The sequence below is a fragment of the Microbispora sp. NBRC 16548 genome (assembly GCF_030268985.1).
Classification (GTDB): Bacteria; Actinomycetota; Actinomycetes; order Streptosporangiales; family Streptosporangiaceae; genus Microbispora; species Microbispora catharanthi.
Window position 1 is genome coordinate 285,358 of sequence record NZ_BSSF01000008.1, and the last position, 24,114, is coordinate 309,471.

Here is a 24,114-nt window from a genome sequence, read left to right on the forward strand (position 1 = left end):
CAGGCTCGGCGGACGGTCTTGTTCCGAACTTGGCGCGGGCTTGCCGGGGTTCAGCGTCCCTCGTGGCACTCCCGGGCGGCGACGACCTCGGGCATGCGCTCCTCCGTCCAGGCGAGGAGGGGAAGCAGGCGCTCGGCGGCCTCACGGCCGAGCGGGGTGAGGCTGTATTCGACCCGGGGCGGGATCGTGTGCTCGGCCTCCCGCAGCACCATGCCGTCGCGTTCCAGCGCCTGGAGCGTCTGGGACAGCATCTTCTCGCTCACCCCGTCCACGCGACGGCGCAGCGCGTTGAAGCGGTAGGGCCCTTCGTGCAGGGCCGCAAGCGCCAGGATCGCCCATCGGCCGGTGATGGTCTCCAGCACGGTGCGCGAGGTGCACTTCCGTGAGAAGACGTCGGCGACGAGCTCCTCGAACTCCTCCATGGCCGTCAGCTTACGCTCTCGAAGTACTTTCTGATAGAAAGCACTAACCGAAAGAAAGCACTGTGAAGGAGAAACCATGATTGTCGTGACCGGAGCCACCGGACACCTCGGCAGGCTGGTCGTCGAGGAACTCGCCGGACGCGTGCCCGCCTCGCGGATCGTCGCGGCGGTGCGCAGCCCGGAGAAGGCGGCCGACCTGGCCGAGCGGGGCATCCAGGTGCGCGAGGCGGACTACGACCGGCCCGCCACGCTGGGACCGGCGTTCGAGGGCGCCACCAGGGTCCTGCTCGTCTCCGGCAGCGAGTTCGGCCGGCGGGTCGACCAGCACAAGGCCGTCGTCGACGCCGCCCGGGCGGCCGGCGTCGAGCTGCTCGCCTACACGAGCATCCCGCGCGCCGACACCACCCCCCTGGGCGTCGCGCCCGACCACAAGGCGACCGAGGAGTACATCCGCGCGAGCGGGCCGCCCTTCGCGTTCCTGCGCAACGGCTGGTATCACGAGAACTACATCGCGGCGGCCCGGCAGGGCGCGCAGAGCGGCGTCATCCTGGGCAGCGCCCGCGACGGCCGCGTCGCCTCGGCGGCGCGCGCCGACTTCGCCGCCGCCGCGGCCGCCGTCCTGGCCGGTGAAGGACACCGCAACGCGGTGTACGAGCTGACGGGCGACGTCGCCTGGAGCATGCCCGAGCTGGCCGCCGTGGTCTCCGAAGTGTCCGGCACGCCGGTCGAGTATCGGGACCTGCCCGTCGCGGAGTACGCCGAGGCGCTGGAGGCGAACGGCCTGCCCGAACCGGTCGCGGCCCTGTTCGCCCAGGTCGACGCCGACATCGCCGACGGCTGGCTCGGCGACACCCCCGGCGACCTGTCCCGCCTCATCGGCCGGCCGACCACGCCGCTGCGCGACACCCTCGCCGAAGCCCTGAAGAACGGGTGATCACACGCTGTTGAGCAGGGCCAGGATCGGCTTCTCGTAGAGGGCGACCCCGGAGCGGCGGACGAGAGCGAGCGCGGCGCGCAGGCGGGGGCCCGCCGCCTCGCGGTCGTCCCGCGCGAGCGCCAGGCGGGCCAGGCACAGGTCGGTCACCGACCAGCCGAGCAGGCGGCCCTGATGCGGCAGGAGCAGGTCGTGCAGCGCCACCGCCGCGGCCCTGTCGCCCAGGGCCAGGCACACCTCGCTCAGCAGGTCGGGGATGAACCGGTAGGCGATGTCGCCCCGCATGCCGGCGAAGCCGTCGTGGGCCAGCCCCGCGAGGACCTCCGCGGCCTCGTCCCTCCTGCCGAGGTCGAGCAGGGCCGCGCAGCGCAGCACCCGCCATCCGGGCTGGCCGGGCCGCCGCGACAGCGCCTCCTCCGCCAGCGCCAGCGCCGCCGCCGCGTCACCCCGCATCCGCGCCGCCAGGCAGCGGAACACGCGGGCCCGGCTCTCGGCGTGGTCGCGGCCGAGCGCGCCCTCCGGATGGAGCCGGACCGACTCCTCCGCCTCCGCCAGGGCACGGCCGGGGTCGCCGCGGAGATAGGCGTGGATCGCCGACAGCCAGGCGGCGAGGCTGAGCAGGGCGGGCTGCCTGATCCTGCGCGCGGTGTCCGACAGCCAGGTCAGCAGCCGGTCCGCCCGCTCCAGCTCGCCCTGTTTGACCAGCTCGACGTGCTCGGCCTCCAGAGCCAGCCATTCGGCCACGAGGTCGCCGGTCCGGCGGGCCACCTCGGTCATCTCGTCGATGGCCGCCTGCCGCTCGACGTGCCCGGCCACCCCTCGCGAGAGGATCTCGTACGCGCTCAGCGCCCGCAGCAGCGAGCCGTCGTCCCCCCGCAGGCGGGCCTCCCGTACGGCTTCGGCCGCGAGCGCGCAGCTCTCCTCGACCGGCCGGGTGAAACAGCCCGTGACGGCGAAGGCCGCCAGGAGCTGGGACCGCCAGGGCGAGCCCTCCCCCTGGCTCCGCAGCGCCCGCTCGATCCGCCCGGTCAGCGCGCCGCCCGCCGCCCACTCCTCGTACATCGCCCACGACAGCGGGTCGGAGAACCCGAGCGCGGCGCGGGCCAGCCGGTCGTCGTCCCCGAGAGCGTCGGCGATCTCGGCCGCCTCCTCCAGCGAGGCGTGGACCTGCGTGCTCATCCCCGCCGCCGACTGCGCCTCCGCGAGGCCGAGCAGCAGGTCGCACCGCAGCACCCGGTCATCCACAGGCAGCTGGCCGGTGAGGGCGACGGCGTGCCGCAGGTGCTCGACGGCGTCCTCGTAGGCGAACTGGGCCACGGCGTGGGCGGCCGCCTGCCGGGCGTACTCGATCGCCTTGGCCGCCATGCCGGAGATGACCAGGCCCTCGCGGTAGTGGTGCGCCAGCTCGGCCAGGTGCGTGCCGCGCCGTTCAAGCACGGCCGCGATGCCGGCGTGCAGGCGGCGCCTGCGCAGCGGGGCGAGGCCGTCGCGCAGCACGTCGCGGACGATGTCGTGGGCGAACCGGTAGACGAGGTCGTGCTCGGTGAGCAGGCGCGCCCGGACGGCCGCGTCGAGCACGTCGAGCACCTCGTCGCGCGGCACGTCCATCACGTCGTGCACCACGTCGAGCAGCACGTCCAGCGGGGCGTCGCGGCCCAGCAGGGCCGCCGCCGACAGGACGCCGGGGGCGCCCGGCGGCATCGCCGCCATCCTGCCGCGCAGCACGTCCGCGACCGCGCCCGGCACCTCGCCGCCGTCCAGGTGGACGAGTTCGCCCAGGAAGAAGGGGTTGCCGCCGGTCCGCCTCGCCACCTCGGCCGCCCGCGTCGCGTCCGCGCCCGCCCGCCGCAGATACTCGGCGATGGCGTCCTCGCCGAGGCCGCCCAGCGTGACCCGCTCGACGTGCGGGAGCCGTACGAGCGTGGCGAGGGTGCGGGCCAGCGGCCCGCTCACCTCCGTGTCGCGGTAGGTCGCGATCACGGTCAGCTCCTGGCACGCCCGCGTGGTGGCGAGGAACTCCAGCAGGCGCAGGGACGAGGCGTCGGCCCACTGGAGGTCGTCGAGGACGACGAGCACCCTGCCGTGCGCCGCGGCGTGCTCCGCGACGAGCCGGGCGAACGCCTCGTACAGCGCGAACTCCCCGGTCGCGCCGAGCATCTCGGCCAGTTCGCCGTGCCGTCCGGTGAGCTGGCGTACGGCCTGGGCCCAGGGCCAGAACGGCGGCGCGCCCGTGCCGTCCCAGCAGCGGCCGAAGACCGCCACGGGCGCGTGCGCCGCGGCCTCCTCCGCCAGGCTGGTCTTGCCGATGCCCGGCTCGCCCGCCACGAGCACGATCCGCGGGTCGTCCGCGGTGACGGCGCGGCGCAGGACGCGCGATTCGGCGGCCCGCCCGATGAGCGCGCCCTCCCGCCGTCCGGGACCGTCGGTGTCCGCCTCGGGCACGGGGGTCGCGGTAGGGGCGGGGGTCGCGGTGGGGGCGGGGGTCGCGGTGGGGGCGGGGTCGTGGGCGGTCGCGGGCGGGGGCGGTGGCGTCAGCGCGGGGTCCTGCTCCAGGATCCGCCGCTCCAGCTCGCGGGAGCGCGGATCGGGGTCCAGGCCGAGTTCGCCGACGAGCAGCCGGCGGCCCTCGGTGAGCAGGGCGAGCGCGTCCGCCTGACGGCCGGCCTGGTAAAGGGCGTGCGCGCCGAACCTGCGCAGCCGCTCGCGCAGGGGATGCGCCGCCACGAGCCTCGTCAGCTCGGGCACCAGCGCCGGCCCGAGCCCGAGCGCGAGCTCGGCCTGGGCCACGTCCTCGACGACCGAGAGCCTGAGCTCCGCCAGATGGGCGATCTCGTCGCGTGCCCAGGGCTCGTCCTCGAACCCGGCCAGCGGCTCGCCCCGCCACTCCTTCAGAGCCAGGCGGAGCTGCCCGGCGGCTCCCGCGTGGTCGCCCGCCTCCAGCAGCCGCCTGCCCGCCGCGACGGCCGCCGCCGCACGACCGAGGTCGAAGCTCTCGGGCGGCAACTCGATCGCGTACCCGCCCGGCCTGCTCAGCAGCACCGACGGCTTCGCCCTGCGCACCCGGCCGGGTTCGAGCACGCGCCGCAGCTTCGACACGTACGCCTGCACGGTGTTGACCGCCCCCGGCGGCGGCTCCTGCTCCCACAGCGCGTCCACGATCCTGGCCGTGCTCACCGGACGCGGCGCCGCCAGCACGCACAGGGCCAGCACCGCCCGCTGCTGGGACGGCCCGATGTCGAGCGGCGTCCCCCCGTCGTCGAGCACGACGACCGGGCCGAGCACGCGGAACTCCAACACGATCCCCTCCGGTTGCGGTCCCCCGAATGTATCCCGCCGCAGTAGGAGTTTTCGGACGATCAGCAGCAAAGTGTCAGCGAGGGTCAGTGGCGCGAGCCGCGGACGCGGGTGCGCCGCAGCAGACGGCGACGCGGGCCGGCCGCCCGGCCGTCGGTGTGCAGCCACAGGTTGACGCCGGTCCCCCCGAGCGCCGAGGGCTCGATGCGGACCCCGCCGCCCGTCGACTCGGCCAGGCGCCGGGCGATGTCGAGGCCGAGCCCGGTGGAGCCGGCCCCGCTGTTGCCCCGCCGCAGCGCCTTCTCCGGATCGGGGATGCCCGGGCCCGCGTCCGCGACGAGGATGCCCACCATGCCGCTCCCCCGATGCAGGGTGACGCGGAAGGCCGTGCCCTGCGGCGTGTGGCGGAAGACGTTGCCGAGCAGCGCGTCGACCACCGCGCCGAGGTCGGCCGCGGCGACCGGCACCGGGCTGGGCTCGTCGGCGCCGACGAGCTGCCAGGGCCGCGCCTGGTCCTCGGCCAGCGCCGACCAGAAGGCGAGCCGTTCCCGCAGCACGAGCGCGGCGTCGCAGCCCGCCGGCACGGCCCGGGACGGCCGCCGGGCCGCTTCGATGATCTCGTCCACGGCCTGCTCGAGCCGGTCGATGGCGAGCCTGCGCTGCTCGGCCTCGGGGCCGGTGCCGCCGAGGTTGAGCCGCAGCGCGGTCAGCGGGGTGCGCAGCCGGTGCGACAGGTCGGCGGCCAGCTCGCGCTCGGCCGCGAGCAGTCCCGCCACCTGGTCGGCCATCGCGTTGAACGCGCGCCCGGCGGCCACCAGCTCGGGCGGGCCGTCCGGGACGATGCGCACCGTCAGGTCGCCCGCCCCGAGGGCCGCCGCCGCCTGCCCGAGCCTGCGGGCCGCCCGGACCACCCGGGCCCCGAGCCGGTCGGCCACCACCACCGACCCCACCACCAGGGTGACCGCGACGCCGGTCAGCACGGCCCAGGAGGTGGACACGCCCTTCCTCGCGTCCGCCTCGGGCGCGTACGCCTCGATGACGGCCCGCCGTCCGCCGCCCAAAGCGACCGGTCTGAGCAGCACGTATCCCTTGCTGACCGGCACGGTCCTGGCGCTTTCCGCCGCGCTCGCGACGTCGGCGACCGTGACCCGGGAGCGGCCCACCGTGGCTCCGCCGGGGAGGTGGACGGCCAGGCGGGAGGTCCCCGCCGGGGTGCTGGCCAGCGCGCGCTCCAGCGCGGCAGCGTCGTCGGTCACCACGAGGGCGGGCACGATCGTGGCGGCCTGGCGTTCGGCGTCCGCGAGCGCGCGGCTCTCGGCGATCTCCTTGACCGCGACGGCCAGCGGGATGAGGAAGGCCAGCGCGACCATCGCCGTCACGGCCACCGCCACCAGGGCCAGGCTCCGTCTCACCGCCGCTCCCGCTCAGAGCCTCGTGCCGTTATCGCGGTTCCCGCTTCGGGGCTCAGCCCTCGGCAGGGGGGCTGAGGCGCACGCCGACACCCCGCACGGTGTGCAGATATCGGGGACGGGACGCGCTCTCGCCGAGCTTGCGCCGCAGCCAGGACAGGTGGACGTCGATCGTCTGGTCGTCCCCGTACGACTGCCGCCACACCTCGGCCAGCAGTTCCCTGCGCGAGATCACGCGGTCGGGACGGGCGGCGAGGTAGGCCAGCAGGTCGAACTCCCGGCGGGTGAGGTCGAGCGGCGCGCCGTCCAGGCGGGCCTCCCTGCGATCGGCGTCGACGACCAGCCCGCCGACCCTGGCGACCGACGACGGCGTCCCGGGCCTGGCCCGGCGCAGCACGGCCTCCAGGCGGGCGTTGAGGTGGTCGCCGGAGAACGGCTTGACCAGGTAGTCGTCCGCGCCGTCGCGCAGCAGGCGGACGATCTCGGCCTCGTCGTCCCGCGCGGTGGCCACGATGACCGGTACGTCGGAGATCGCCCGGAGCATCTTCAGCGCCTCCGCGCCGTCGAGGTCGGGCAGCCCCAGATCGAGGACGACCACGTCGGGGGCGACGTGGGCGATCTCCCGAAGGGCGTCGAGCGCCCGGCCCGCGCTGCGGACCGCGTGGCTGCGCCCGGTCAGGTCGCGAATGATCGCGGACCGGACGAACTCGTCGTCCTCAACCACCAGAACGGTCGCCATGGGGCAGAAACGTACACTCCCGGTTGGTACGGCGTCCCGAGAAGAGCGATCCGAAACACGGGGATTTGCGGCTATTTAAGGCATGCACAAATCCGTAGAGGTTGACCGAAAAGGACCGAGCGGCAATTCGGGTCACGGGATAGAGTGAGCGGCCACATGAGAAGGGCCGCCGGTTACTTGATCGCCTGGTGCGGGGCCACCGCGCTCGCCGTCGGCGTGTCCTGGCTCGGCGTGCGCGACGTGCTGCGCAGCGCGATCCTGGACGAGGCGCCCCTGGCTCCCGTTGTGGCCGTCGCCGCGCCCCTGTCCGCCTCGCCGGGCGTCCCCGCCCCCACCCCGCGGGGCACCCCGGACGGCGGAGCCTCCGGCGGCACGTCCGAGGAGCCTTCCGAGGAGCCGCCCGCCCATCGGTCCCCCTCCCGGCCCACCGCCACTCCGGTGCGGACCGCGCGGACCTCCCCGGCACCGCGCCCGGCCCGTGCCACGCGGCCGGCGAGATCGGCGGAGCCCTCGCCCACCGCCCGGCAGCGCAAGGCCGCCGACGGGGAGAGCCTGCACACGTTCACGCTGAAGGGCGGCCGGGCGACGATCGCGGTGACCTCCGCGGACTGCCGCGTGGTGACGGCGACCCCGAACGACGGCTACGAGGTCAAGGTCTGGGAGGCCGACCAGTGGCTGCGGGTCGCGTTCCTCCGGGACACCCATGAGTCGTCGGCGTTCTGCACGTGGAACGCCCTGCCGCCCAGGCTCGACACGTACGAGAACTGAGGGGTCCCGGCCGCCCGTCAGGAGAACTCAGTCCAGGAGGGCGCGGTACTTCTTGAGCTCCTTGACCTCGGCGCCCAGCGAGGTGGCGGTGGCGACGGCCAGCGCCTTGGCTCCCTCGAAGGCGCCGCCGGCCTGCTCGGCCCGGGCGAGCTTGATCGCGCCGTTGTCGTGCTCGATCATCAGCGTCACGTACTTCCGGTCGAAGGACGGGCCGTTCAGCTTGGCGAGCGCCTCGATCTCAGCCCGTTTCTGCATGCCCGGCATCGCGTGGTCGCGCGGCAGCGGCTCCGCGCCCCACATGTCGAGCCAGTCCTTGAACGTGCGGATGTCGGTGTCGCGGGCCGTGGCGACCTTCGCCGCGAACTCGCCGACCCACGGGTCGCCCGCCCGGGTCTGCGCGAGCCTGGCCAGCTCCAGGGCCTGGAGGTGGTGCGGGACCATCTGCCGGGCGAACGCCACGTCGGCGGCGTTGGTCCCGGCGGACGGCTTCGCCGCGCCCGTCTCGTCCGGCGTGGCGCTGAGCGCGGACCCGGGGGTCTGCGCGACCTCGGGGCCCGGCGTGGCCTCCGAAGCGAGGGGCGTCTCGACGGTGGTGGCGGGCGAGGCGACCACCGGAGCGGGCGAGGCGGCCCCGCCCGCCGGGTCCGGCGTGCCGCATCCGGCGAGCAGAGCCGTCGCGAGCACGCCCGTTAACGCTCCCGGTAACGCGGCCGTCACACGAGCCGTCACAGCGGGAAGCCGGCGGATAGTGGTCGTCACTGGAGGGCCTTTCCGGTTCTGACTGGCGGACGGACGCGACGGCCGCCGGGGCCGGGCGCGTTCGGATCCATCCGTGATCCCTTGCCGCAGGACCCTACCGCCGGGCGGCGGCTCCGGTCGCTCCCGCATGGCGTTTCGGCATATTTACGGTGATTATCGGACAAGCTGGGCATCACGTGTCAAAATTCCCATTCGCTTCCCTGGATCACCCCTGTGCTCTAGCCTCCAACTGTGCCAAAGCGGAGCGAAACTCTACGAAAGGTTTCACACCGAGGAAACCTCTGTTGACACGAGCGAAACAGTGATACTTTCGCTTGGGAGCGCTCCCAAGCCGTGTGAACCTTCGGGCCGAGGAGACCGGATGGCCGATCTTCCCACCCTCGCAGAGGTAGCCGCCGCAGCCGGCGTCTCCCCGGCAACAGCTTCCCGGGTCTTGACCGGCTCGGTACGCGTGACCACGTCGACCCGCCGACAAGTCCACGACGCGATGTCGCGTCTGGGCTATGTACGGCGCCGCGCCCCCAGGGGATCCGCGGGCAGGCGGGCCGAGCAGATCATCGCCGCGGTCGTCTGCGAGCACAGTCCACGCCTTTTCACCGAGCCGTTCTACGCCAGGCTCCTGTCCGCCTGCGAGGAGGTGCTGACGACGCACGGGGTCCCCATGGTCGTGATGACCGCGACCCCTGCGACCGCCTCCATCGCCGCGCCGCCGCTGGTCGCGGGCGCCGTCGACGGCGTCCTTCTGATCGGGGCACGCGCGCGGCACCCCCTCGCGGTCACGCTGGCGGCCTCGGGCGTCCCGGTGCGCTGTGCCGGGCGGCCGCCAGACGGCATCGACCTCCCGTTCGTCGACATGGACAACGGTGACGGCGGACGGCAGGCGGCCGAGCACCTGCTGCTCAACAACCGCAAGCACATCGCCACCATCGCCGGGCCGCCGACCCTGCCGGCCGCCCGCGACCGGCTGGAGGGCTTCCGGCAGACGCTCCGCGACGCCGGTGTGCTCGACATGCCCGTGGCGTACGGCGACTTCACCCACGCGTCGGGCGCGCATGCCATGCAGTGGCTGTTGCAACGGGCGCCGCACCTCGACGCCGTGTTCGCGGCGTCGGACGTGATGGCGGCCGGGGCGATGCAGACGCTGCGCCGCGCCGGGCGGAAGGTGCCGGACGACGTGGCCGTCATCGGATACGACGACGCGCCCGTGGCCAGGCACACCTCGCCGACGCTGACCACGGTCAGGCAGCCCGTCGAGGAAATGGCCACGCTCGCCGCACGACTGCTTCTCATGACACTCGGGGACGGGGACAATCCCAAGGGCAATCCGGTGCTGCCCACGGAACTGGTGGTTCGTGAATCGGCCTGAGCTTCGAGAAGGCGACGTCCTGACCCGTCGTTATCTGCTCCAGGAGCGGATAGCGACGGGCGGGATGTCGGTCATCTGGCGTGCCTTCGACCAGTCACTTCAGCGCATGGTCGCGATCAAGGTGCTGGACGGCTCGCTCGACGACGACAACCCCGGACGGGAACTCATGCGCCGGGAGGCCAGGGCCACCGCCCGGCTGATCCACCCGGACGCGATCGAGGTCTACGACTACGGCGAGACCGTCACGAACGGCGGCAGGCTGGCGTCCTTCGTGGTCATGCGCCTGTTGGAGGGCCGGTCGCTGGCCGACCGGGTCATCGAGGGCCCGCTGCCCTGGGCCGAGGCGGTGGAGATCGCCGCCGGTCTGGCGAAGGTGCTGGCGGCGGCCCACGACCGGGGCATCGTCCACCGGGACGTCACCCCGGAGAACGTGCTGCTCGCCGACGACGGGCCCAAGTTGCTCGACTTCGGCATCGCCGCGTTCATCGGCGAGGCCGACGACCAGCTCGTCGCCGACTTCGGCACTCCGCCGTACGTCGCGCCGGAGCGGCTGAAGGGGACGACGGCCGACCCGGCCGTCGACGTCTACGCGCTCGGCGTGCTGCTGTTCGAGATGCTCACGGGCGCCCTGCCCTACCCGGAGAAGACCTGGGAGGCGATCGAGACGGCGCGGCGGGAGGGACCGCCGCCGGCGCCCGAGGGGGTGCCGGGCCTGCCGCAGGAGGTCGCCGACCTGTGCAGGCGCTGCCTGTGCCCCGACCCCGTGGACCGGCCGAGCGCGCGGGCGGTCGCCGCCGCCCTGACCACGGTGAAGAAGCCGCCAGGACCACGCGGGGCCGGCTGGGGCGCCACCGCCGTCGGGGCCGCGGCCCTGGGCGGCATCCTCTGGTTCACCCAGACGCACGGCCCGGAGGTCGGAGCCGTCGCCCTGCTGCCCAGCCCTTCGCCCGCGCACGCGCAGGCCACCGCCTCGCCGCCGCCGCAGGTCGAAGCCGTCGCCGTACCCCGGCATACGGTCGCGCCCGTCGCGGACCCCGTACGCACGGCCGCGCCGGCCCCGCGTCACCCCTCCCCCTCGATCAGCGTCAAGGCCGTCAAGAAGGACCGGCACGCCGGGGACACCGTCAGGCGGCCGAAGACCTCGGCCACCCGTAAGTCCGGCGTGGCGCCGCTGCCGCTGGCCACCACGGCCGCGCCGCTGCGGGTCGACACCGCGGTCCGGCAGTTCAACCTGCTCGTGGACGGCGCCGAGGCCACCCACGACATCGACGACGACGTCGCGCTCGACCTCAAACAGGTGCTGCGCAACGCCGTCGGCAACGGCGAGGGGCTGTCGGCCATACGCACCAAAATCGAGGTCCGGTATCAGGAGGGACGCCTGCCGTCCACGCTGAAGGAGGAACTGCTGGCCGCGCTCGACCGGGTCGAAGCCGCCCTCACCGAGGCCAGCGACACCTGAAATGGGAGCGCTCCCAGAACAACCCTCTGTTGAGTTCGGTCAGGGCCGAAAGTCCGAGCGCGTCCGTTAAGCGTTCGTCTCGCGACCGAAATTATCTTCTACTGGCGTGGGGCCGGCCGACGACGTCCCGCCCCCGCTCGGCGGTCAGGTCCGTCTGATCGTCCCGAGCCAGGCCGGTGCACCGTCGTCGTGGAATCTCGTCCGGACCAGGTCCGGTTCGATGGTGGCGACATTCCATCCGTCGCCGGGATCGAACGCCGCTCTCAGCTCTTCCCGACTGACGGGGTGCGGCCCCGTGCCGGGACCGTCGTCGCTGAAGCACAACACGTACAGCGTTCCGCCGTGTTCTGTCACCGACGCGAGACTCCTCACGTATCCGGATCGCTCGTCGCCGTCGAAGGTGTGGAACAGCCCGCAGTCCAGCACCGTCTCGAACCTGCGCCCCAGACGATCCAGACGGAGGGCGTCGGCCGCGGCGAACTCAACCTGGACCCCACGGTCGCCGGCCTTCTCCCGGGCGATCGTCAACGCCGTCTCGGCCACGTCGACGCCCAGAACCGGCAGCCCCAGCGAGGCGAGGTGTAGAGCGTTGTCGCCGGTCCCGCAGCCCGCGTCGAGAACCGCTCCGGCGAATCCGCCTTCGGATGCCAGACGCACTATCGCCGGCTGAGGCCGTCCGATGTCCCACGGCGCGGGACCGTCGTGGTACGACGCGTCCCACGGCAGTCCCGTCATCCGTTCATGACTGGTCGGACGCCGCCCGCCGTACGAATCGTCGGCGGGGCTTTTCGATAGCTCCGGCACCTTCTTCCCCTTCCTTGTTCTGATCTTTTCTGGTCAGCCGTCCGGGTCACGCCCTTGCATAGGGAGGGTAAAACCGGATAGGCCGTTGCCCCATGAGCGGATTCAAGAAGTTCCTCGTGCGGGGCAATCTGGTGGAGCTCGCCGTCGCCGTGGTCGTGGGCGCGACGTTCAGCGGGCTCATCCAGGCCCTCGTGCAGGACCTGATCACCCCCCTGATCGCGGCCGTCACCGGCGGAAAGCAACCCGACTTCTCCAGCTACAGGTTCACGGTCAACGGCGCCGTGTTCAAGTACGGCGACTTCATCAACCACCTGCTGACGTTCATGATCGTCGCCGCCGTGGTCTACTGGCTGGTCGTCCTGCCGATGACCCGCTTCCTGAGCCTCTTCGACACCAAGAAGGAGGCCACAGAGAAGAAGTGCCCCGAGTGCCTGTCGGACATCCCCGTCGACGCCCGCCGCTGCGCCTTCTGCACGGTCGAACTGTCCACCGTCCCCGTCGCCGAGAAGCCCCCTGCCTGACCTCTCCGCGGGCCCGTCCTCCTCGTCAGGGCCGGAACCGGGTCAGCGTCCGCTCCCCGGCTTCCGCCGGCTCCTGGGGAACGGGGCGGCCGGCGCGCCGCAGCACGTCCACGATGACGAGCGACGTCCGGTGCGGGTCCCTGGTGATCCGCACCCCGTGGGCCAGCCAGCACGCGGCGGCGATCATGTCCCGGGCCCGTTCGAGGTCGCTCGGGCTGGTCCCCGCCCTGCACCACACCCACAGGCGCTCGCCGAACGGCTCCGGCCTCGTACGGAGGATCATGGGCAGCTTGCCCCGCCGGTTGACGATCAACGCCTCGGCGCAGGCCTTCCGTACGCGGTGGGGCGTCACCACGCACCAGAAGCGGGCCGCCACCTCCCGGCGGGCCTGCGGCCACAGCAGAACGAGCAGGCAGACCAGAGAAGCGGTGACGATCGTGACGGCCGGGCCCGCCGTCCGCACGGCGACGACCACGACCGCCGGCCCTCCCGCCACCAGCACCGCCTCGTAACGCCACCTCCACAGCATCAGCAGCGGTCCCGGCCGCGCGACGGGAGAGGTCTCCCGCTCGATGAAGCGCAGGACCAGGTGCGGGTTCCGCCTGACCGGGTGCCTCATGCCCGGCCGCCCGAGGGTCGCTCGGGCCTGCGGGAGGCCGGCGGTTCGAGCAGGTTGACCCGCCCGGTGCCCCGGCATCGGCGGCACGGCAGCCCCGTCGGGCACCGCCCCTTCGCGGAGCAGATCTTGCAGGCGGCGAGAGCGTCGAACCGCGTGTCACGGTAGGTGTGCGTGTGCCAGGTGCGCCGGATCTCCCAGCGCTGCACCCACGCGAACGCGTCGATCTCGGCGAACGTCTCGCCGCTGAGCTTCCATAAGAGAGCGACGATGCGCATCCGTAATCCGATTGGTGGACGATTACGGGTGTTCTGGTGGTTATATCCCATGGGATCATTCCTTCGCCGAGCAGCGGGTCGGGTGGTCTCTCCGCTGGGTCGATGTGCCACCATCGGCCCAGCGACGTTTCGAACGAGAGGGCCGCGATCCGAAGCCCTCCGGGTGCCGTCGGGACGCGATGCCGCATCCCTCGGGAACTGACTGGCGCAGCCACCACGTTGAGGCTTATGCCGTATTCGTACCCCTCCTTTGCCGTTGGCAATCGTGTTTTGGCAATTGCCATTGGCATTCCCCGGCGGCACATGCCAGTCGCGTGGTAACGTGCGGATCCAGAAGCTTCACGGGCCCAGAAGGTGACCGCACATGGCCGGGACGAACGTGACACTTCGCCGGCGCCAGCTGGCCAACCGGTTGAGAGAACTGCGGCACGCCGCCGACCTGACGGTGGAGCAGGCAGCCGAGGAACTGCTGTGCAGCCCAGCCAAGATCAGCCGGATGGAGACGGCGCAACGGGGCGTCAGCCAGCGAGATGTGCGCGACCTGTGCCGCATTTACGGGGTGACGGACGAGAACCTGGTCCGGCAATTGATGAACTGGGCGAGGGAATCCCGCCTTCCCGGCCTGCGCCAGGAGTACGGCGACCTCGGCTACGACGCGATCTACACCTTCATGGATCTGGAGGCGGCCGCGTCCTCGATCACCGAGTTGCAGATCACCTACCTGCCCGCCCTGTTCCAGACCGAGGAGTATGCCCGCGCTCTGATCCGCGGCCTGCTCCCGGGCATCGAGCAGGAAGTGCTGGAACGACGGGTCGAAGCCCGCATGAATCGTCAAAAACTCCTGCTGGGCACCGATCCACCTCGCTACTGGACCTTCATCGACGAGGCGGCACTGCGCCGGGTGACGGGAGATCCCGCGATCATGGAGGCGCAACTGGAGCGCCTGCTCCTCCTGGGACAGGCGCCGCATGTGACGGTGCAGGTGATCCCGTTCACCGCCGGGCCGTACATGTGCGCGGACGACCCGTTCGTGATGTTCAAGTTCAAGGACCAGAGCCTGTCGGACGTCGTCTACCGGGAGTCGCTGGACCGGGTCGAGTACCTGGAGAGGCCGAACGAGTTAGCCATTTATCGGGAAGCGGTCGACCGCCTGCGCGCGGTGGCGCTCTCCCCCAACGAGTCCCTCAAGCACATTGCCGGTGCGAAAACGGACTTCAGCACCACCTGAAATATTGACCACTCAGGAGCGCCTACGTCTCTGCGGACACTCTAGCCGAGAGACATGAACAGATGAAACCATCCGACGAGTTGCCGGCCACCGAGCCGGAATGGCGTATCTCCTCGCGTTGCAGCGGCGGGAACTGCGTACAGTTTGCCGAGGTCAACGGAGGGATCGCAGTGCGGGATTCGAAGAATCCCGGCGCGGGCACGCTCTTCTATTCGCCACAGGAATGGCGCGCTTTCCTGAGGGCCGCGAAGGCGGGTGCCTACGACGTGACGAGTTGACGTGGCTCACTCGCCACTATCCGCGCAAGGCCTCCGAAGGTACATTTAGCGTAACTAGGTACTTTCACGGTTAATCACGCAGCCTGCGGGTGAGCATTCGGGAGGGTGAATGGCCGGCCGACCCACGTTCAGCGAGGTGACATGGCGGCGGGCATGCGGCGGCGGGAACTGCGTCGAAGTGGCCTTCCAGGATGGACACGTGGGCGTACGTGACGGAAAGCGAGGCGGCGAGGGCCCGATCCTCACCTTCACGGCCGAGGAATGGCAGACCTTCGTCGAGCACGTCAAGGACGGCCGCTTCGACCTGCCCTGACGTTCCGCGCGCGAACGGACGAAGGGCTTCCCCGGACGAATGGCCGGGGAAGCCCCTCTACCTCTACGAGTGTTCCGTCACCAGGGGGACGGGGCCGGTGGGGGGACGACCGGTGGGCGGTCGTCGCAGGTGATGGTGTTGGGCAGCATCCAAGGAGCGAGCCAGCCGCCGTCGTTGCCGCCGAGGTCGGTCAGGGAGAACTCCGACCCCGTGGGCGGGAAGTTGAAGGACCCGCAGTTGTTGACGCCCACCGCGCCGACGTTGCGGGCATCCACGTTCTCGAAGGACGCCGAGCCCTTCACGCGGGCGCTGACCACGGAGGTGCCCGTGCCGTCGACCCGGATGTCCGTGAAACGGACCTTCGGGATCGCGTACAGGTCCTTCACCGACCACTCGCTGACCAGCATGATCGCGTTGTACGTGCTGTCCAGGTAGTGGTCGCCGCTGACCTCGATGTCGGCGTCGATGTCCTTCTCCAGGGCGTAGAACCAGATCGCCCCCAGGCCGATCTTCCAGTTCAGCTCGAACGTGCCGGCCCGTACGGTCGTGTTGCCGTCGATGCGGAGCCTGCCGGCGAACGGTTGGGCGCCGAACCGGGAGCCGACCTGGATGGCGCTGCCCTCCCTGATCGGGTCGGCGATCAGGTTGTTCGAGACCGTGTTGTCCGTGCCGCCGTAGATCGCGATGCCGTTGGCCAGCACGGGCGTCTGGATCGTGTTGTGGTCGAACGTGTTGCCCGCGTCGGCGGTCTTCTCGGACCACATGGCGAGGGCGTCGTCACCGGTGTTGCGGAAGAAGTTGTTCGACACGACGGAGCCCGTCACTCCGGTGTGGAAGTTGAGCCCGTCGGCGATCTGGTCGACGATCACGTTGTTGGTGATCTTCAGGTTGCGCATCGGGCCGTCGAACCACATGCCGACCTTGGTGTGGCGGATGTAGAGCCCGTCGATGGTCGAGTCGCTCATCGCGCCGCCGACGCCGTTGACCTGGTCGGTGTCGATCCGCTCGCGGACGTCGCCCTCGATGGCGAAGCCGGACAGGTGGACGTTGCGGCTGCCGCCGGCCGAGGCGTCCTTGCCGTAGAAGCCGGCGCCGGTGTGCACCGAGCCGTCCGGAGCCGGGGTGTCCAGGTCGACCTGGCGGCCCTTGATGGTCGTGTACCAGCTTCCGGCACCCGTGATCGTCACGTCGTCCACGACGATGTGACGGTTCACCTGGTAGGTGCCCGGCGGGATGTAGACCTTCAGGTGCGCCCGTCTGGCGAAGGCGATGGCCTTGTCGATCGCCCCGGCGGAGTCGCGCCTGCCGGTGGGGTCGGCGCCGAAGACCAGCACGTTCGCCGCGACGACCTCGACGCGCGGCGGGCCGACGAGATGCGAGTCGAGCAGGTCGACGACCGTCCACGCGGCGTCGCTGCCCGCCGGGACCGTCAGCCGCACCGTGTCGCCCGCCCGGTACGTACGACCGAGCAGGAGGCGCTGCTCGTCGTAGAAGTGGTTCGGGCGGAACGGCCTGGCGACCTCCGGGGCCGGCGTGGTGGCGTTCGGCACGCAGGAGCACTCGGTGATCCACCAGTCGGGGTGCAGCAGCCCGGCGTTCGGATCGTTGGAGAACGGATATTGGTTGTAGAGCCAGGCGTACTGCGACGTGAGGGTCATGGTGGCCCGCTTGTGGCCGTTCACCGCGACGTCGAGCGGCGCGGTGATGCCGCCGCCCCCGGGAGCGTCCGGGATGCTGTACCGCACGGTGATCGCGTTGGCCGCCTTGGGCAGCGTGAACTCGACGTACTGCCCGGGGGTCAGCTTGACCGCCTTGCGGCCGGACGCCTCCGCGGGCAGCGTGTACGCGTCACGGCCGGGGCCGATGACCGTGCCGTTCGTCGTCGCGTTCTCCGCCTCCTGCTCGGCGAAGTCGACGTCGGCCCCGCGCCCGGCGACGAGCGCCGGGTCGAGGGCGGCCCGCGTCACGACGGGGGGATTCGCCGAGGCGGACGCGGGCGTCTGTAAGACCGCGAGCCCGGTGGCGGCCAAGGCCGCCGCCAGCAGGATTCTCATCGGGCCTCCATGATCCAGACCGCGGTGTCGGACGGGAGCAGGTCGCCGTCGAGGGGACCGCTGGCCAGCAGCACCGAACCCGACTCCGGGATCGCGGCCGGCTCGGCGCCGAGGTTGACCAGGCAGACCAGGCCGGAATCGCGGCGGAACGCGATCACCTCGTCCCCGTACGGCAGCCAGGTCAGCGTGCCGTCGCCGAGCAGCTCGCGGCGCAGGCGCAGGGCCGAGCGGTAGAGGCAGAGCATCGAGCCCGGATCGGCCTCCTGAGCCTCCACGGTGAGGTCGCGCCAACCGGCCGGCTGCGGCAGCCAGGGCTCGCCGGTGCTGTATCCGAAGGGCGGCTCGGTGCCCGACCACGGCAACGGCACCCGGCAGCCGTCACGGCCGCGGACCGTGTGGCCGGAACGCTCCCACATCGGGTCGTCGATGAGCTCCTCGGGGATGTCCTCGACCTCGTTCAGGCCGAGCTCCTCCCCCTGGTAGACGTAGACGCTCCCGGGCAGCGCCATCGCGAGCAGCGCCGCCGCCCGCGCCCGGCGGCGGCCGAGCTCCAGGTCGGACGGCATGCCGTCCCGGCGTTCCGCGTTGTCCCAGGACGTGACGGCCCGGCCATAGCGGGTGACCGGACGGGCGACGTCGTGGTTGGACAGCACCCAGGTCGCGGGCGCGCCGATCGGCACGTGGGTGGCGAGGGTCAGGTCGATGCTGGCGCGCAGCGCGGCCGGCTCCCACGCACTCGACAGGAAGTCGAAGTTGAACGCGGTGTGAAGCTCGTCGGCGCGCAGGTAGTTGGCGAACCGCTCCTGGTCGGGCAGCCACACCTCGCCGATGAGGATCCGCCCGCCGTAGGAGTCGGACACCCGCCGCCACTCGCGGTAGATCTCGTGGACCCCGTCGTGGTCGGTGTACGACTCCTCCACGCTGTCGAGGTCCTTGACGAGCACGGCCGCGGAGTCGATGCGTACGCCGTCCACGCCCCGGTCGAACCAGAACCGCAGCACGTCCAGGAACTCCTGACGTACGGCCGGGTTGTTCCAGTTGAAGTCGGGCTGCTCGGGGGCGAACAGATGCAGGTACCACTCACCGTCCGGCACCTGCGTCCACGCCGGGCCGCCGAAAATCGACTGCCAGCCGTTGGGCGGGCCGTCGCCGACGCCGGGGCGGAACCAGAACCGCTCCCGGGCCTCCGAACCGGGACCGGCCGCCAGGGCCTCCTGGAACCAGGCGTTCTGGTCGGACGCGTGGTTGGGGACGACGTCGACGATCGTACGGATGCCCAGGTCGTGGGCTTCCTCGATCAGCTTCTCCGCCTCGGCCAGGGTGCCGAAGACCGGCTCGATGCTGCGGTAGTCGGCGACGTCGTAGCCGCCGTCGGCCATGGGAGAGGGATACCACGGGTTCAGCCAGATGGCGTTGACGCCGAGATCCGCCAGGTAAGGCAGGCGTGACCGCAGCCCCGCCAGGTCACCCGTCCCGTCGCCGTTCCCGTCGGCGAAGCTGCGCAGGTAGACCTGGTAGATCGCGGCCCCGCGCCACCAATCGAGGGTCGAGGTGTTGCCGGGCATGCTGAATACAACTCCTTACGGGTGACGAGTGAAGAGCGACGGGGAGCGTCGGTCAGCCCTTGAGGCTGCCGGCGGTGAGACCGGCCATGATGTGCCGCTGGAACAGGAAGAAGACGACGATGGTCGGGATGCTCGCGATCACCAGGGAGGCGACCAGCACGTTCTGCGGCATCTGGGAGGAGAGCGAGGCGATGCCGATGCTCACCGACATCTTGTCGCTGTCCGGCAGGACCAGCAGCGGCCAGACGAAGTCGCGCCAGACGTTGACGACGGTGAGGATGGAGACCACGCCGAGGATGGGCCGGGAGATCGGTATCACCACCGACCACAGGATGCGGCCCGGTGACGCGCCGTCGATCTCGGCGGCTTCGAGCAGCTCCCTGGGGATCGAGTCGAAGAACCGCTTGAGCAGGAAGACGTTGAAGCCGTTGGCCGCCGCCGGCAGCCAGATCGCCCACGGCGTGTTGAGCAGGTTCCAGTGGAAGAACGGCACGTCCTTCACCGTCAGGTACGCCGGGAGCATGATGACCATGGGCGGGATCATCAGCGTCGACAGCATCAGGGCCAGCACGACCTTGCCGAGCGCCGGGCGGAGCTTCGACAGGGCGTAGGCCGCCGAGACGTCCACCGCCAGTGTCAGCAGCCAGGCGCCCCCGGCGTACAGGGCCGTGTTGCCGAGCAGCGTGCCGAGGCCCAGCAGATCCCACGCCTGCAGGTAGCCGTCCAGGGAGAAGTGCGACGGCAGGAAGGTCGGCGGGATCGCGTTGAGTTCCTCGGTGGACTTCATCGCACCGGTGATCATCCAGTAGAGCGGGAAGACGAACGCGGCGGTGAAGCTCACCACCACGATCACCAGCACGATCCAGTAGATGATCCGGCCGCGGGTCGTGTTGAGCTGGTGCGGCGAGACGGCGGTGCGGAACTGCGTGTTGATCGGCTTGCGGGGCCGCCGCTGCCCGCGGCGCTCGTGCCGGGTGGAGGTGGCCGGCGTCCCGGCCGAGCGGTCGGGCATGACCGTGGTGTTGGACATGGTCGCTCCCCTCACACCGTGTTGTCGCGCGAGACGCGCAGGTAGATCGCGGAGAACACCATGAGCACGATCATGAGCATCAGGCCGAGCGCGTTGCCCGCGTTGAGGTTGCCGAAGTTGAAGGCGTACTGGTACATGAGGTAGACGACGCTGACCGTGGCGTTCTCGGGGCCGCCGCCGGTGAGCAGGTAGGGCTCGATGAAGACCTGCATGGTCGCCACGATCTGGAGCAGCAGCATCACCAGCAGGATCAGCTTGGTCTGCGGGATCGTGACGTGCCGGATCCGCTTGAACAGGCCGGCGCCGTCGAGCTCCGCGGCCTCGTACAGCTCGCTCGGGATCGTCTGCAGGGCGGCGAGGTAGATCAGCGTGCCGCTGCCCATGTTCATCCAGGTGGAGACGATGACCAGCGAGATCAGCGCGGTGCTCGTCGAGTTGAGCCACTGCAGGCCGGGCAGGTGGAACAGGTCCAGGACCTGGTTGAACAGCCCGTAGTCGGGGTTGTAGAACCACTGGAACAGCAGGACGCTCACCGCGGGCGGCAGCATGACCGGCAGGTAGACCACGAAGCGCAGGTAGGCGCGGGCGTGCCGTAGCTCGTTCAGGACGATCGCGGTGACGAAGGGGATCCCGTAGCCGCACAGCAGGGCGAGCACCGTGAACAGCGCGGTGTTGACCCAGGCCGGTCCGAAGGCCGGGTCGTCGACGACGGTGCGGAAGTTCTCCAGCCCCACCCATTTGGGCGGGTCCACGAAGTTGGTCTTCTGGAAGCTGAGGATGACCTCCCGGATCATCGGATACCAGGAGAAGAACCCGAAACAGATCAGAGCGCCGCACAGGAAGCCGTAGGCGGTCACGTTGCGCCGCACGGCGCGCCGCAGTTTCGTCGGCTGCCGCCGCCGGCCGCCCGCTGCCGGGATGCTCGCTGTGGTCATCGTTGTGAATCCGATCTCGACGTGATTGCCGGGGCGCCGGCCGCGCGAAGGTCACGACCGCGGGCGGCGCCCCGGGTTAGGCCCGGATTATCAGGGCGGTCAGCCCTTCGAGGCCAGCAGGGAGTTGACCTTCGACTCGGCGTCGGACAGGAGCTGGTCGATGTTCGCGTCCTTGCGGGTCAGCACGGCCGACATCGGAGTGTCGAGGATCTTGTAGATCTCCTGGGCGTACGGCCCCGGCTCCGCCTTCGGCGGGATGCCCTTGGAGCCCTCCACCCATCCGGCGAACTGCGCGGCGTCGATGTTGGCGTTCGCCTTGCGCAGGTCGTTAACGGCCTGGCCGGACGGCGTGTCCGCGCCGTACAGGTCGGGGTACGGCTGGCCGACGGTGAGGTTCGCGCCCTTGGCCCGCACGTAGTCGAACTGTCCCTTGCCGGGAGTGAGGAACTTGTACTCGATCCACTTGAGGCCGGCCTTGATCTGCTCGGGCGTGGCCTTCGGGTTGATCATGTAGCCGGCGCCGCCGTTGAACAGGGCCTTGGCCTCGGGCTGGGCGGTGATGGAGTAGTTCTCGAACTTGCCGCCGAAGTCGTTGCGGAGCGAGATGAGCACGTCGGGCGCGCCCAGCATCATGCCCATCTTGCCGCCGGCCATGGCCTTCATCAGGGCCGGCCAGTCGATGTAGAGCTGGGAGCCCATGCTGTTGTCGACCCACCGCATCTGGTGGAGGTTCTCCAGCACGGCCTTGCCCTCAGGGGTGTTGAAGGCGGCCTTCTTACCGTCGTCGGTGATGACCGATCCGCCGCGGCCGTAGATGGAGGCGGTGAAGTGCCAGCCGCCGACGTTGTTGCCGCTGTACTCGCCGTATCCGACGTAGCCGGGACCGAGCCCCGCGATCTTCTTGGCCGCGGCCTGCACGTCGGCCCACGTCTTGGGCGGGTTGTTCGGGTCGAGACCGGCCTTGGTGAAGACCTCCTTGTTGTAGACGAGGCCCATGCCGTAGCCGTCGGTCGGCAGCCCGTAGATCTTGCCGTCCTTCTTAAACAGGTCGATCGAGCTGTTGTAGTCCGCGAACGTCTTGATCTCGTTGACGTACGGCGTGAGGTCGGCGGCCTGGCCGCTCTCGATCAGGCGGCCCACGTTGGGGAAGTTGACGTAGAACACCGTCTCCAGCTCGCCGCTGGCCAGCTTGGGCTCGAAGGTGCGCGGGTCGTAGCAGGGGAACGCGTCGGTGACCTTCGAGACCTTGATGGTGGGGTTCAGCTTCTGGAAGGCCGCCAGGTCCTCCTCGAAGGTCGCACGCTCCGCCTTGTTCGTCTTCGGCGGCTCGCAGTTGACCGAGATCGACACCGGCCCGGCGCTGCCGGGCGCCGCGCCGGCCTTGTCGCCGCCGTTACCGCTGTCGTCGGTGCCGCACGCCGCGGCCGCTGCAATGGCAAGTCCCGAGACCAGCAGTATCGAGAGCTTGTGGGATTTCATCCTCGTTCCCTTCTGGAACCGCGCACCACGACCCGTCGAAGCACACGGCTCGGGGCCGACTGGAGCGCCCCGATCCGCTCGGTTGCGAGAAACATACAGAGGCATGCAGGACTGAGCAATAGTTCGTCATTAACTCTGCAAAAAAGTGACAGTGATCGGTCTGTTGCTGGCATGCCATCGCTGTGCACAGGACTCGAACGGTGGCGTGGGGAGCAGGGATGTGGGACGGCCTGGAGGAGCAGGGACGCGCTCAAGGGCGGGCGGGTGCTCCGGCCGGCCGTGATAGTCGCGGTCCGGTGAGCCTCGGGAGCGGCCATCGCGGGCGCGGTGGTACAGGGCACGGTCTTACGCCGGCCTCCGCACCCGCCCGCCCCCGGCGCTCCGCGCGCTGATCGACGGGGCAGGCGACATGGTCCGCTGTCCAACGACGATCACCGGCGTGGAGGGAGCGGAGCGGAAGGGAGCGAGGACCGCAGCGAAGGCCCAGACCGGGCCCCGCGGAAATTCCGAGCTTGCGAGGAATTTTCGTGGGTGGAGCGGAGCGGGCTTCGCGAGGACCGGAGTTTCCTTCCGGCGCAGTGACCGACTTGCCCCAGGTTCGCGACGCCGCCCAGCCCGGCCAGGGTTCATGTTGCCCAAGGTCCATGACGCTGCCCAGCCGGCCGAGGTCTGTGACGGTGACCGGCCAGCACACTAGGAGCGGGGGGCGGGGGCGGTCGAGGCACGTACGACCAGCTCGGGCTCGAACAATAGCTCGTCTCCCGGCACCACGGCCGCGTCGATCTGGGCCACCAGCAGCTCGACGGCCGCCCTGCCCATCGCGTCGATGGGCTGGCGGACCGTGGTCAGCGGCGGGTCCACGCAGTTCATCAGCGCCGAGTCGTCATAGCCGATGACGGAGACGTCCTCGGGCACCGACAGCCCCGCCCGGCGGGCCGCCCTGATCGCACCGAGGGCGAGCACGTCGCTGGCGCAGATGATGCCGGTCACGCCCGCGGCGACCATGCGTGTGGCGGCGGCGTGCCCGCCTTCCAGCGAGAACATCGTGTGCTCGACGTGGTCGGGGCCGAGCTCCAGGCCGTTGGCCGCGGCGTACGCGCGGAACGCGGCGAGCTTGCGCTGGGACGGCACGTGGTCGGGCGGGCCGAGCAGCATCGCGACCTGGCGGTGCCCGAGCGCCATGAGGTGGGCGAGCGCGATCTCGGCCGCGGCGACGTCGTCGCACGACACCTGTGGGAACCCGAGATGCTCGACCGCGGCGTTGACGAGCACGGTCGGCAGCTTGCGTTCGAGGACCCTGCGGTAGTGGCTGTGGGAGGCGTCTCCCTGGGCGTACAGGCCGCCGGCGAAGACCATGCCGGAGACGTGCTGCTGGAGGAGCAGGTCCACGTAGTCGGACTCGGAGACGCCGCCCACGGTCCGGGTGCACAGCACGGACGTGAACCCCTGCTGGGCCAGCGCGCCTCCCACGACCTCGGCGAACGCCGGGAAGATCGGGTTCTGCAGTTCCGGGAGGACCAGGCCGACGAGCCGGCCGCGGTCGCCGCGCAACTGGGTGGGCCGTTCGTATCCCAGCACGTCGAGCGCGGTGAGCACCGCCTCTCTGGTGGCGTCGGAGACCCCCGGCTTGCCGTTGAGCACGCGGCTCACCGTCGCCTCGCTCACGCCCACCTTCTTGGCCACTTCCGCAAGCCGTCGTGTCATGGACGCAACTATACGACAGCGAGCGCAAACATTTTCATCCACTTGCGTATGCGCTCACGAACAGCACGTCAGGCCCCTACCGCGCTCCGGAGCGGGGACCGGCGGCCCCTCCGCGCCGATCGCGATCGGCACGGTGCGGCCCCGCTCCTCCTCCGGCCA

22 protein-coding genes are annotated in these 24,114 nt (G+C 70.8%); 8 read left to right on the plus strand and 14 right to left on the minus strand.

Going from position 1 to position 24,114, the window contains the following annotated elements; all coding sequences use genetic code 11:
• Positions 1 to 50 precede the first annotated feature (50 nt).
• A complete protein-coding gene (locus QSK36_RS23960) occupies positions 51 to 422 on the minus strand; it encodes a winged helix-turn-helix transcriptional regulator (protein WP_183535297.1) in 372 nt (123 codons plus the stop codon).
• Positions 423 to 498: 76 nt separating this feature from the next.
• Here QSK36_RS23960 and QSK36_RS23965 point away from each other — a divergent pair, with 76 nt between their 5' ends.
• Positions 499 to 1,356, plus strand: a complete 858-nt coding sequence (locus QSK36_RS23965; protein ID WP_285783936.1) for an SDR family oxidoreductase — start codon at positions 499 to 501, stop codon at positions 1,354 to 1,356.
• Here the strand turns inward: QSK36_RS23965 and QSK36_RS23970 are convergent, their stop codons facing one another.
• From QSK36_RS23970 to QSK36_RS23980, 3 genes are all read right to left on the minus strand, one after another.
• Positions 1,357 to 4,653, minus strand: a complete 3,297-nt coding sequence (locus QSK36_RS23970; RefSeq protein ID WP_285783937.1) for an ATP-binding protein — start codon at positions 4,651 to 4,653, stop codon at positions 1,357 to 1,359. It lies immediately after the preceding gene.
• A gap of 83 nt (positions 4,654 to 4,736) precedes the next feature.
• Positions 4,737 to 6,062, minus strand: coding sequence for a sensor histidine kinase (locus QSK36_RS23975; protein WP_285783938.1), 1,326 nt, complete (start codon positions 6,060 to 6,062; stop codon positions 4,737 to 4,739).
• A gap of 52 nt (positions 6,063 to 6,114) precedes the next feature.
• Complete coding sequence (locus tag QSK36_RS23980) at positions 6,115 to 6,798, minus strand: response regulator transcription factor (RefSeq protein WP_183535289.1); 684 nt, start codon at positions 6,796 to 6,798, stop codon at positions 6,115 to 6,117.
• A gap of 156 nt (positions 6,799 to 6,954) precedes the next feature.
• Here QSK36_RS23980 and QSK36_RS23985 point away from each other — a divergent pair, with 156 nt between their 5' ends.
• Entirely contained in the window at positions 6,955 to 7,566 is a 612-nt protein-coding gene (locus tag QSK36_RS23985) for a hypothetical protein (protein ID WP_285783939.1), read from the plus strand.
• A 27-nt stretch (positions 7,567 to 7,593) separates the two neighbouring features.
• Here QSK36_RS23985 and QSK36_RS23990 read toward each other — a convergent pair whose 3' ends face one another.
• A complete protein-coding gene (locus QSK36_RS23990) occupies positions 7,594 to 8,250 on the minus strand; it encodes a DUF305 domain-containing protein (protein ID WP_285783940.1) in 657 nt (218 codons plus the stop codon).
• 436 nt (positions 8,251 to 8,686) lie between these two features.
• Here QSK36_RS23990 and QSK36_RS23995 point away from each other — a divergent pair, with 436 nt between their 5' ends.
• Together QSK36_RS23995 and QSK36_RS24000 are read left to right on the plus strand one after the other, a co-directional pair.
• On the plus strand, positions 8,687 to 9,691 hold the full coding sequence (locus QSK36_RS23995) for a LacI family DNA-binding transcriptional regulator (RefSeq protein ID WP_285783941.1): 1,005 nt from the start codon (positions 8,687 to 8,689) through the stop codon (positions 9,689 to 9,691).
• Positions 9,678 to 11,150 (plus strand): serine/threonine-protein kinase, encoded by a 1,473-nt coding sequence (locus QSK36_RS24000; RefSeq protein WP_285783942.1) that lies wholly within the window; start codon positions 9,678 to 9,680, stop codon positions 11,148 to 11,150. The genes QSK36_RS23995 and QSK36_RS24000 overlap by 14 nt, the downstream gene beginning before the upstream one ends.
• A 144-nt stretch (positions 11,151 to 11,294) precedes the next feature.
• Here the strand turns inward: QSK36_RS24000 and QSK36_RS24005 are convergent, their stop codons facing one another.
• The gene (locus QSK36_RS24005; RefSeq protein WP_183535281.1) at positions 11,295 to 11,885 is read right to left on the minus strand and encodes a class I SAM-dependent methyltransferase; all 591 of its coding nucleotides are present in this window, start codon (positions 11,883 to 11,885) and stop codon (positions 11,295 to 11,297) included.
• Between the two features lie 161 nt (positions 11,886 to 12,046).
• Here QSK36_RS24005 and mscL point away from each other — a divergent pair, with 161 nt between their 5' ends.
• Positions 12,047 to 12,475 carry a large conductance mechanosensitive channel protein MscL gene (gene mscL / locus QSK36_RS24010; protein WP_285783943.1) on the plus strand — a complete coding sequence of 143 codons (429 nt, stop codon included), beginning with the start codon at positions 12,047 to 12,049 and terminating at the stop codon, positions 12,473 to 12,475.
• A 25-nt stretch (positions 12,476 to 12,500) separates the two neighbouring features.
• Here mscL and QSK36_RS24015 read toward each other — a convergent pair whose 3' ends face one another.
• Both QSK36_RS24015 and QSK36_RS24020 read right to left on the minus strand, forming a co-directional pair.
• Positions 12,501 to 13,094: a hypothetical protein gene (locus tag QSK36_RS24015; RefSeq protein WP_285783944.1), complete on the minus strand. Its 594-nt coding sequence runs from the start codon at positions 13,092 to 13,094 to the stop codon at positions 12,501 to 12,503.
• Positions 13,091 to 13,369, minus strand: coding sequence for a hypothetical protein (locus tag QSK36_RS24020; RefSeq protein WP_183535275.1), 279 nt, complete (start codon positions 13,367 to 13,369; stop codon positions 13,091 to 13,093). The genes QSK36_RS24015 and QSK36_RS24020 overlap by 4 nt, the downstream gene beginning before the upstream one ends.
• A gap of 364 nt (positions 13,370 to 13,733) precedes the next feature.
• Between QSK36_RS24020 and QSK36_RS24025 the strand changes: the two genes are divergently transcribed.
• The 3 genes from QSK36_RS24025 to QSK36_RS24035 all read left to right on the plus strand — a co-directional run bounded on the left by QSK36_RS24025 (position 13,734) and on the right by QSK36_RS24035 (position 15,188).
• The gene (locus QSK36_RS24025; RefSeq protein WP_139575806.1) at positions 13,734 to 14,597 is read left to right on the plus strand and encodes a helix-turn-helix domain-containing protein; all 864 of its coding nucleotides are present in this window, start codon (positions 13,734 to 13,736) and stop codon (positions 14,595 to 14,597) included.
• Between the two features lie 62 nt (positions 14,598 to 14,659).
• Positions 14,660 to 14,875, plus strand: coding sequence for a DUF397 domain-containing protein (locus QSK36_RS24030; protein WP_183535273.1), 216 nt, complete (start codon positions 14,660 to 14,662; stop codon positions 14,873 to 14,875).
• A gap of 109 nt (positions 14,876 to 14,984) precedes the next feature.
• Entirely contained in the window at positions 14,985 to 15,188 is a 204-nt protein-coding gene (locus tag QSK36_RS24035) for a DUF397 domain-containing protein (protein ID WP_182901120.1), read from the plus strand.
• 77 nt (positions 15,189 to 15,265) lie between these two features.
• On the opposite strand, the gene QSK36_RS24040 is transcribed toward QSK36_RS24035, so the two are convergent.
• The 6 genes from QSK36_RS24040 to QSK36_RS24065 form a co-directional block, all read right to left on the minus strand.
• On the minus strand, positions 15,266 to 17,242 hold the full coding sequence (locus QSK36_RS24040; protein WP_285783945.1) for a glycosyl hydrolase family 28-related protein: 1,977 nt from the start codon (positions 17,240 to 17,242) through the stop codon (positions 15,266 to 15,268).
• Entirely contained in the window at positions 17,239 to 18,807 is a 1,569-nt protein-coding gene (locus tag QSK36_RS24045; protein WP_285783946.1) for a glycoside hydrolase family 13 protein, read from the minus strand. Before QSK36_RS24045 ends, QSK36_RS24040 begins: the two co-directional genes overlap by 4 nt.
• A 52-nt stretch (positions 18,808 to 18,859) precedes the next feature.
• Positions 18,860 to 19,837, minus strand: a complete 978-nt coding sequence (locus tag QSK36_RS24050; protein WP_183535267.1) for a carbohydrate ABC transporter permease — start codon at positions 19,835 to 19,837, stop codon at positions 18,860 to 18,862.
• A gap of 11 nt (positions 19,838 to 19,848) precedes the next feature.
• Positions 19,849 to 20,772 carry a carbohydrate ABC transporter permease gene (locus QSK36_RS24055; protein ID WP_183535265.1) on the minus strand — a complete coding sequence of 308 codons (924 nt, stop codon included), beginning with the start codon at positions 20,770 to 20,772 and terminating at the stop codon, positions 19,849 to 19,851.
• Positions 20,773 to 20,871: 99 nt separating this feature from the next.
• Entirely contained in the window at positions 20,872 to 22,251 is a 1,380-nt protein-coding gene (locus tag QSK36_RS24060) for an extracellular solute-binding protein (protein WP_285783947.1), read from the minus strand.
• A 693-nt stretch (positions 22,252 to 22,944) separates the two neighbouring features.
• Positions 22,945 to 23,955, minus strand: coding sequence for a LacI family DNA-binding transcriptional regulator (locus tag QSK36_RS24065; RefSeq protein ID WP_142563215.1), 1,011 nt, complete (start codon positions 23,953 to 23,955; stop codon positions 22,945 to 22,947).
• Between the last annotated feature and the right edge of the window lie 159 nt (positions 23,956 to 24,114).

Bases quoted from the DNA above. Each gene is read 5' to 3' on its own strand.
- QSK36_RS23980 (WP_183535289.1), bottom strand. From the start codon at position 6,798: ATGGCGACCGTTCTGGTGGTTGAGGACGACGAGTTCGTCCGGTCCGCG.
- mscL (WP_285783943.1), top strand. From the start codon at position 12,047: ATGAGCGGATTCAAGAAGTTCCTCGTGCGGGGCAATCTGGTGGAGCTC.
- QSK36_RS24005 (WP_183535281.1), bottom strand. From the start codon at position 11,885: ATGACGGGACTGCCGTGGGACGCGTCGTACCACGACGGTCCCGCGCCG.
- QSK36_RS23995 (WP_285783941.1), top strand. From the start codon at position 8,687: ATGGCCGATCTTCCCACCCTCGCAGAGGTAGCCGCCGCAGCCGGCGTC.
- QSK36_RS24040 (WP_285783945.1), bottom strand. From the start codon at position 17,242: ATGAGAATCCTGCTGGCGGCGGCCTTGGCCGCCACCGGGCTCGCGGTC.
- QSK36_RS24045 (WP_285783946.1), bottom strand. From the start codon at position 18,807: ATGCCCGGCAACACCTCGACCCTCGATTGGTGGCGCGGGGCCGCGATC.
- QSK36_RS24060 (WP_285783947.1), bottom strand. From the start codon at position 22,251: ATGAAATCCCACAAGCTCTCGATACTGCTGGTCTCGGGACTTGCCATT.
- QSK36_RS24035 (WP_182901120.1), top strand. From the start codon at position 14,985: ATGGCCGGCCGACCCACGTTCAGCGAGGTGACATGGCGGCGGGCATGC.
- QSK36_RS24020 (WP_183535275.1), bottom strand. From the start codon at position 13,369: ATGCGCATCGTCGCTCTCTTATGGAAGCTCAGCGGCGAGACGTTCGCC.
- QSK36_RS24050 (WP_183535267.1), bottom strand. From the start codon at position 19,837: ATGTCCAACACCACGGTCATGCCCGACCGCTCGGCCGGGACGCCGGCC.
- QSK36_RS24065 (WP_142563215.1), bottom strand. From the start codon at position 23,955: ATGACACGACGGCTTGCGGAAGTGGCCAAGAAGGTGGGCGTGAGCGAG.
- QSK36_RS24025 (WP_139575806.1), top strand. From the start codon at position 13,734: ATGGCCGGGACGAACGTGACACTTCGCCGGCGCCAGCTGGCCAACCGG.
- QSK36_RS23965 (WP_285783936.1), top strand. From the start codon at position 499: ATGATTGTCGTGACCGGAGCCACCGGACACCTCGGCAGGCTGGTCGTC.
- QSK36_RS24015 (WP_285783944.1), bottom strand. From the start codon at position 13,094: ATGAGGCACCCGGTCAGGCGGAACCCGCACCTGGTCCTGCGCTTCATC.
- QSK36_RS23985 (WP_285783939.1), top strand. From the start codon at position 6,955: ATGAGAAGGGCCGCCGGTTACTTGATCGCCTGGTGCGGGGCCACCGCG.
- QSK36_RS24055 (WP_183535265.1), bottom strand. From the start codon at position 20,772: ATGACCACAGCGAGCATCCCGGCAGCGGGCGGCCGGCGGCGGCAGCCG.
- QSK36_RS23960 (WP_183535297.1), bottom strand. From the start codon at position 422: ATGGAGGAGTTCGAGGAGCTCGTCGCCGACGTCTTCTCACGGAAGTGC.
- QSK36_RS24030 (WP_183535273.1), top strand. From the start codon at position 14,660: ATGAAACCATCCGACGAGTTGCCGGCCACCGAGCCGGAATGGCGTATC.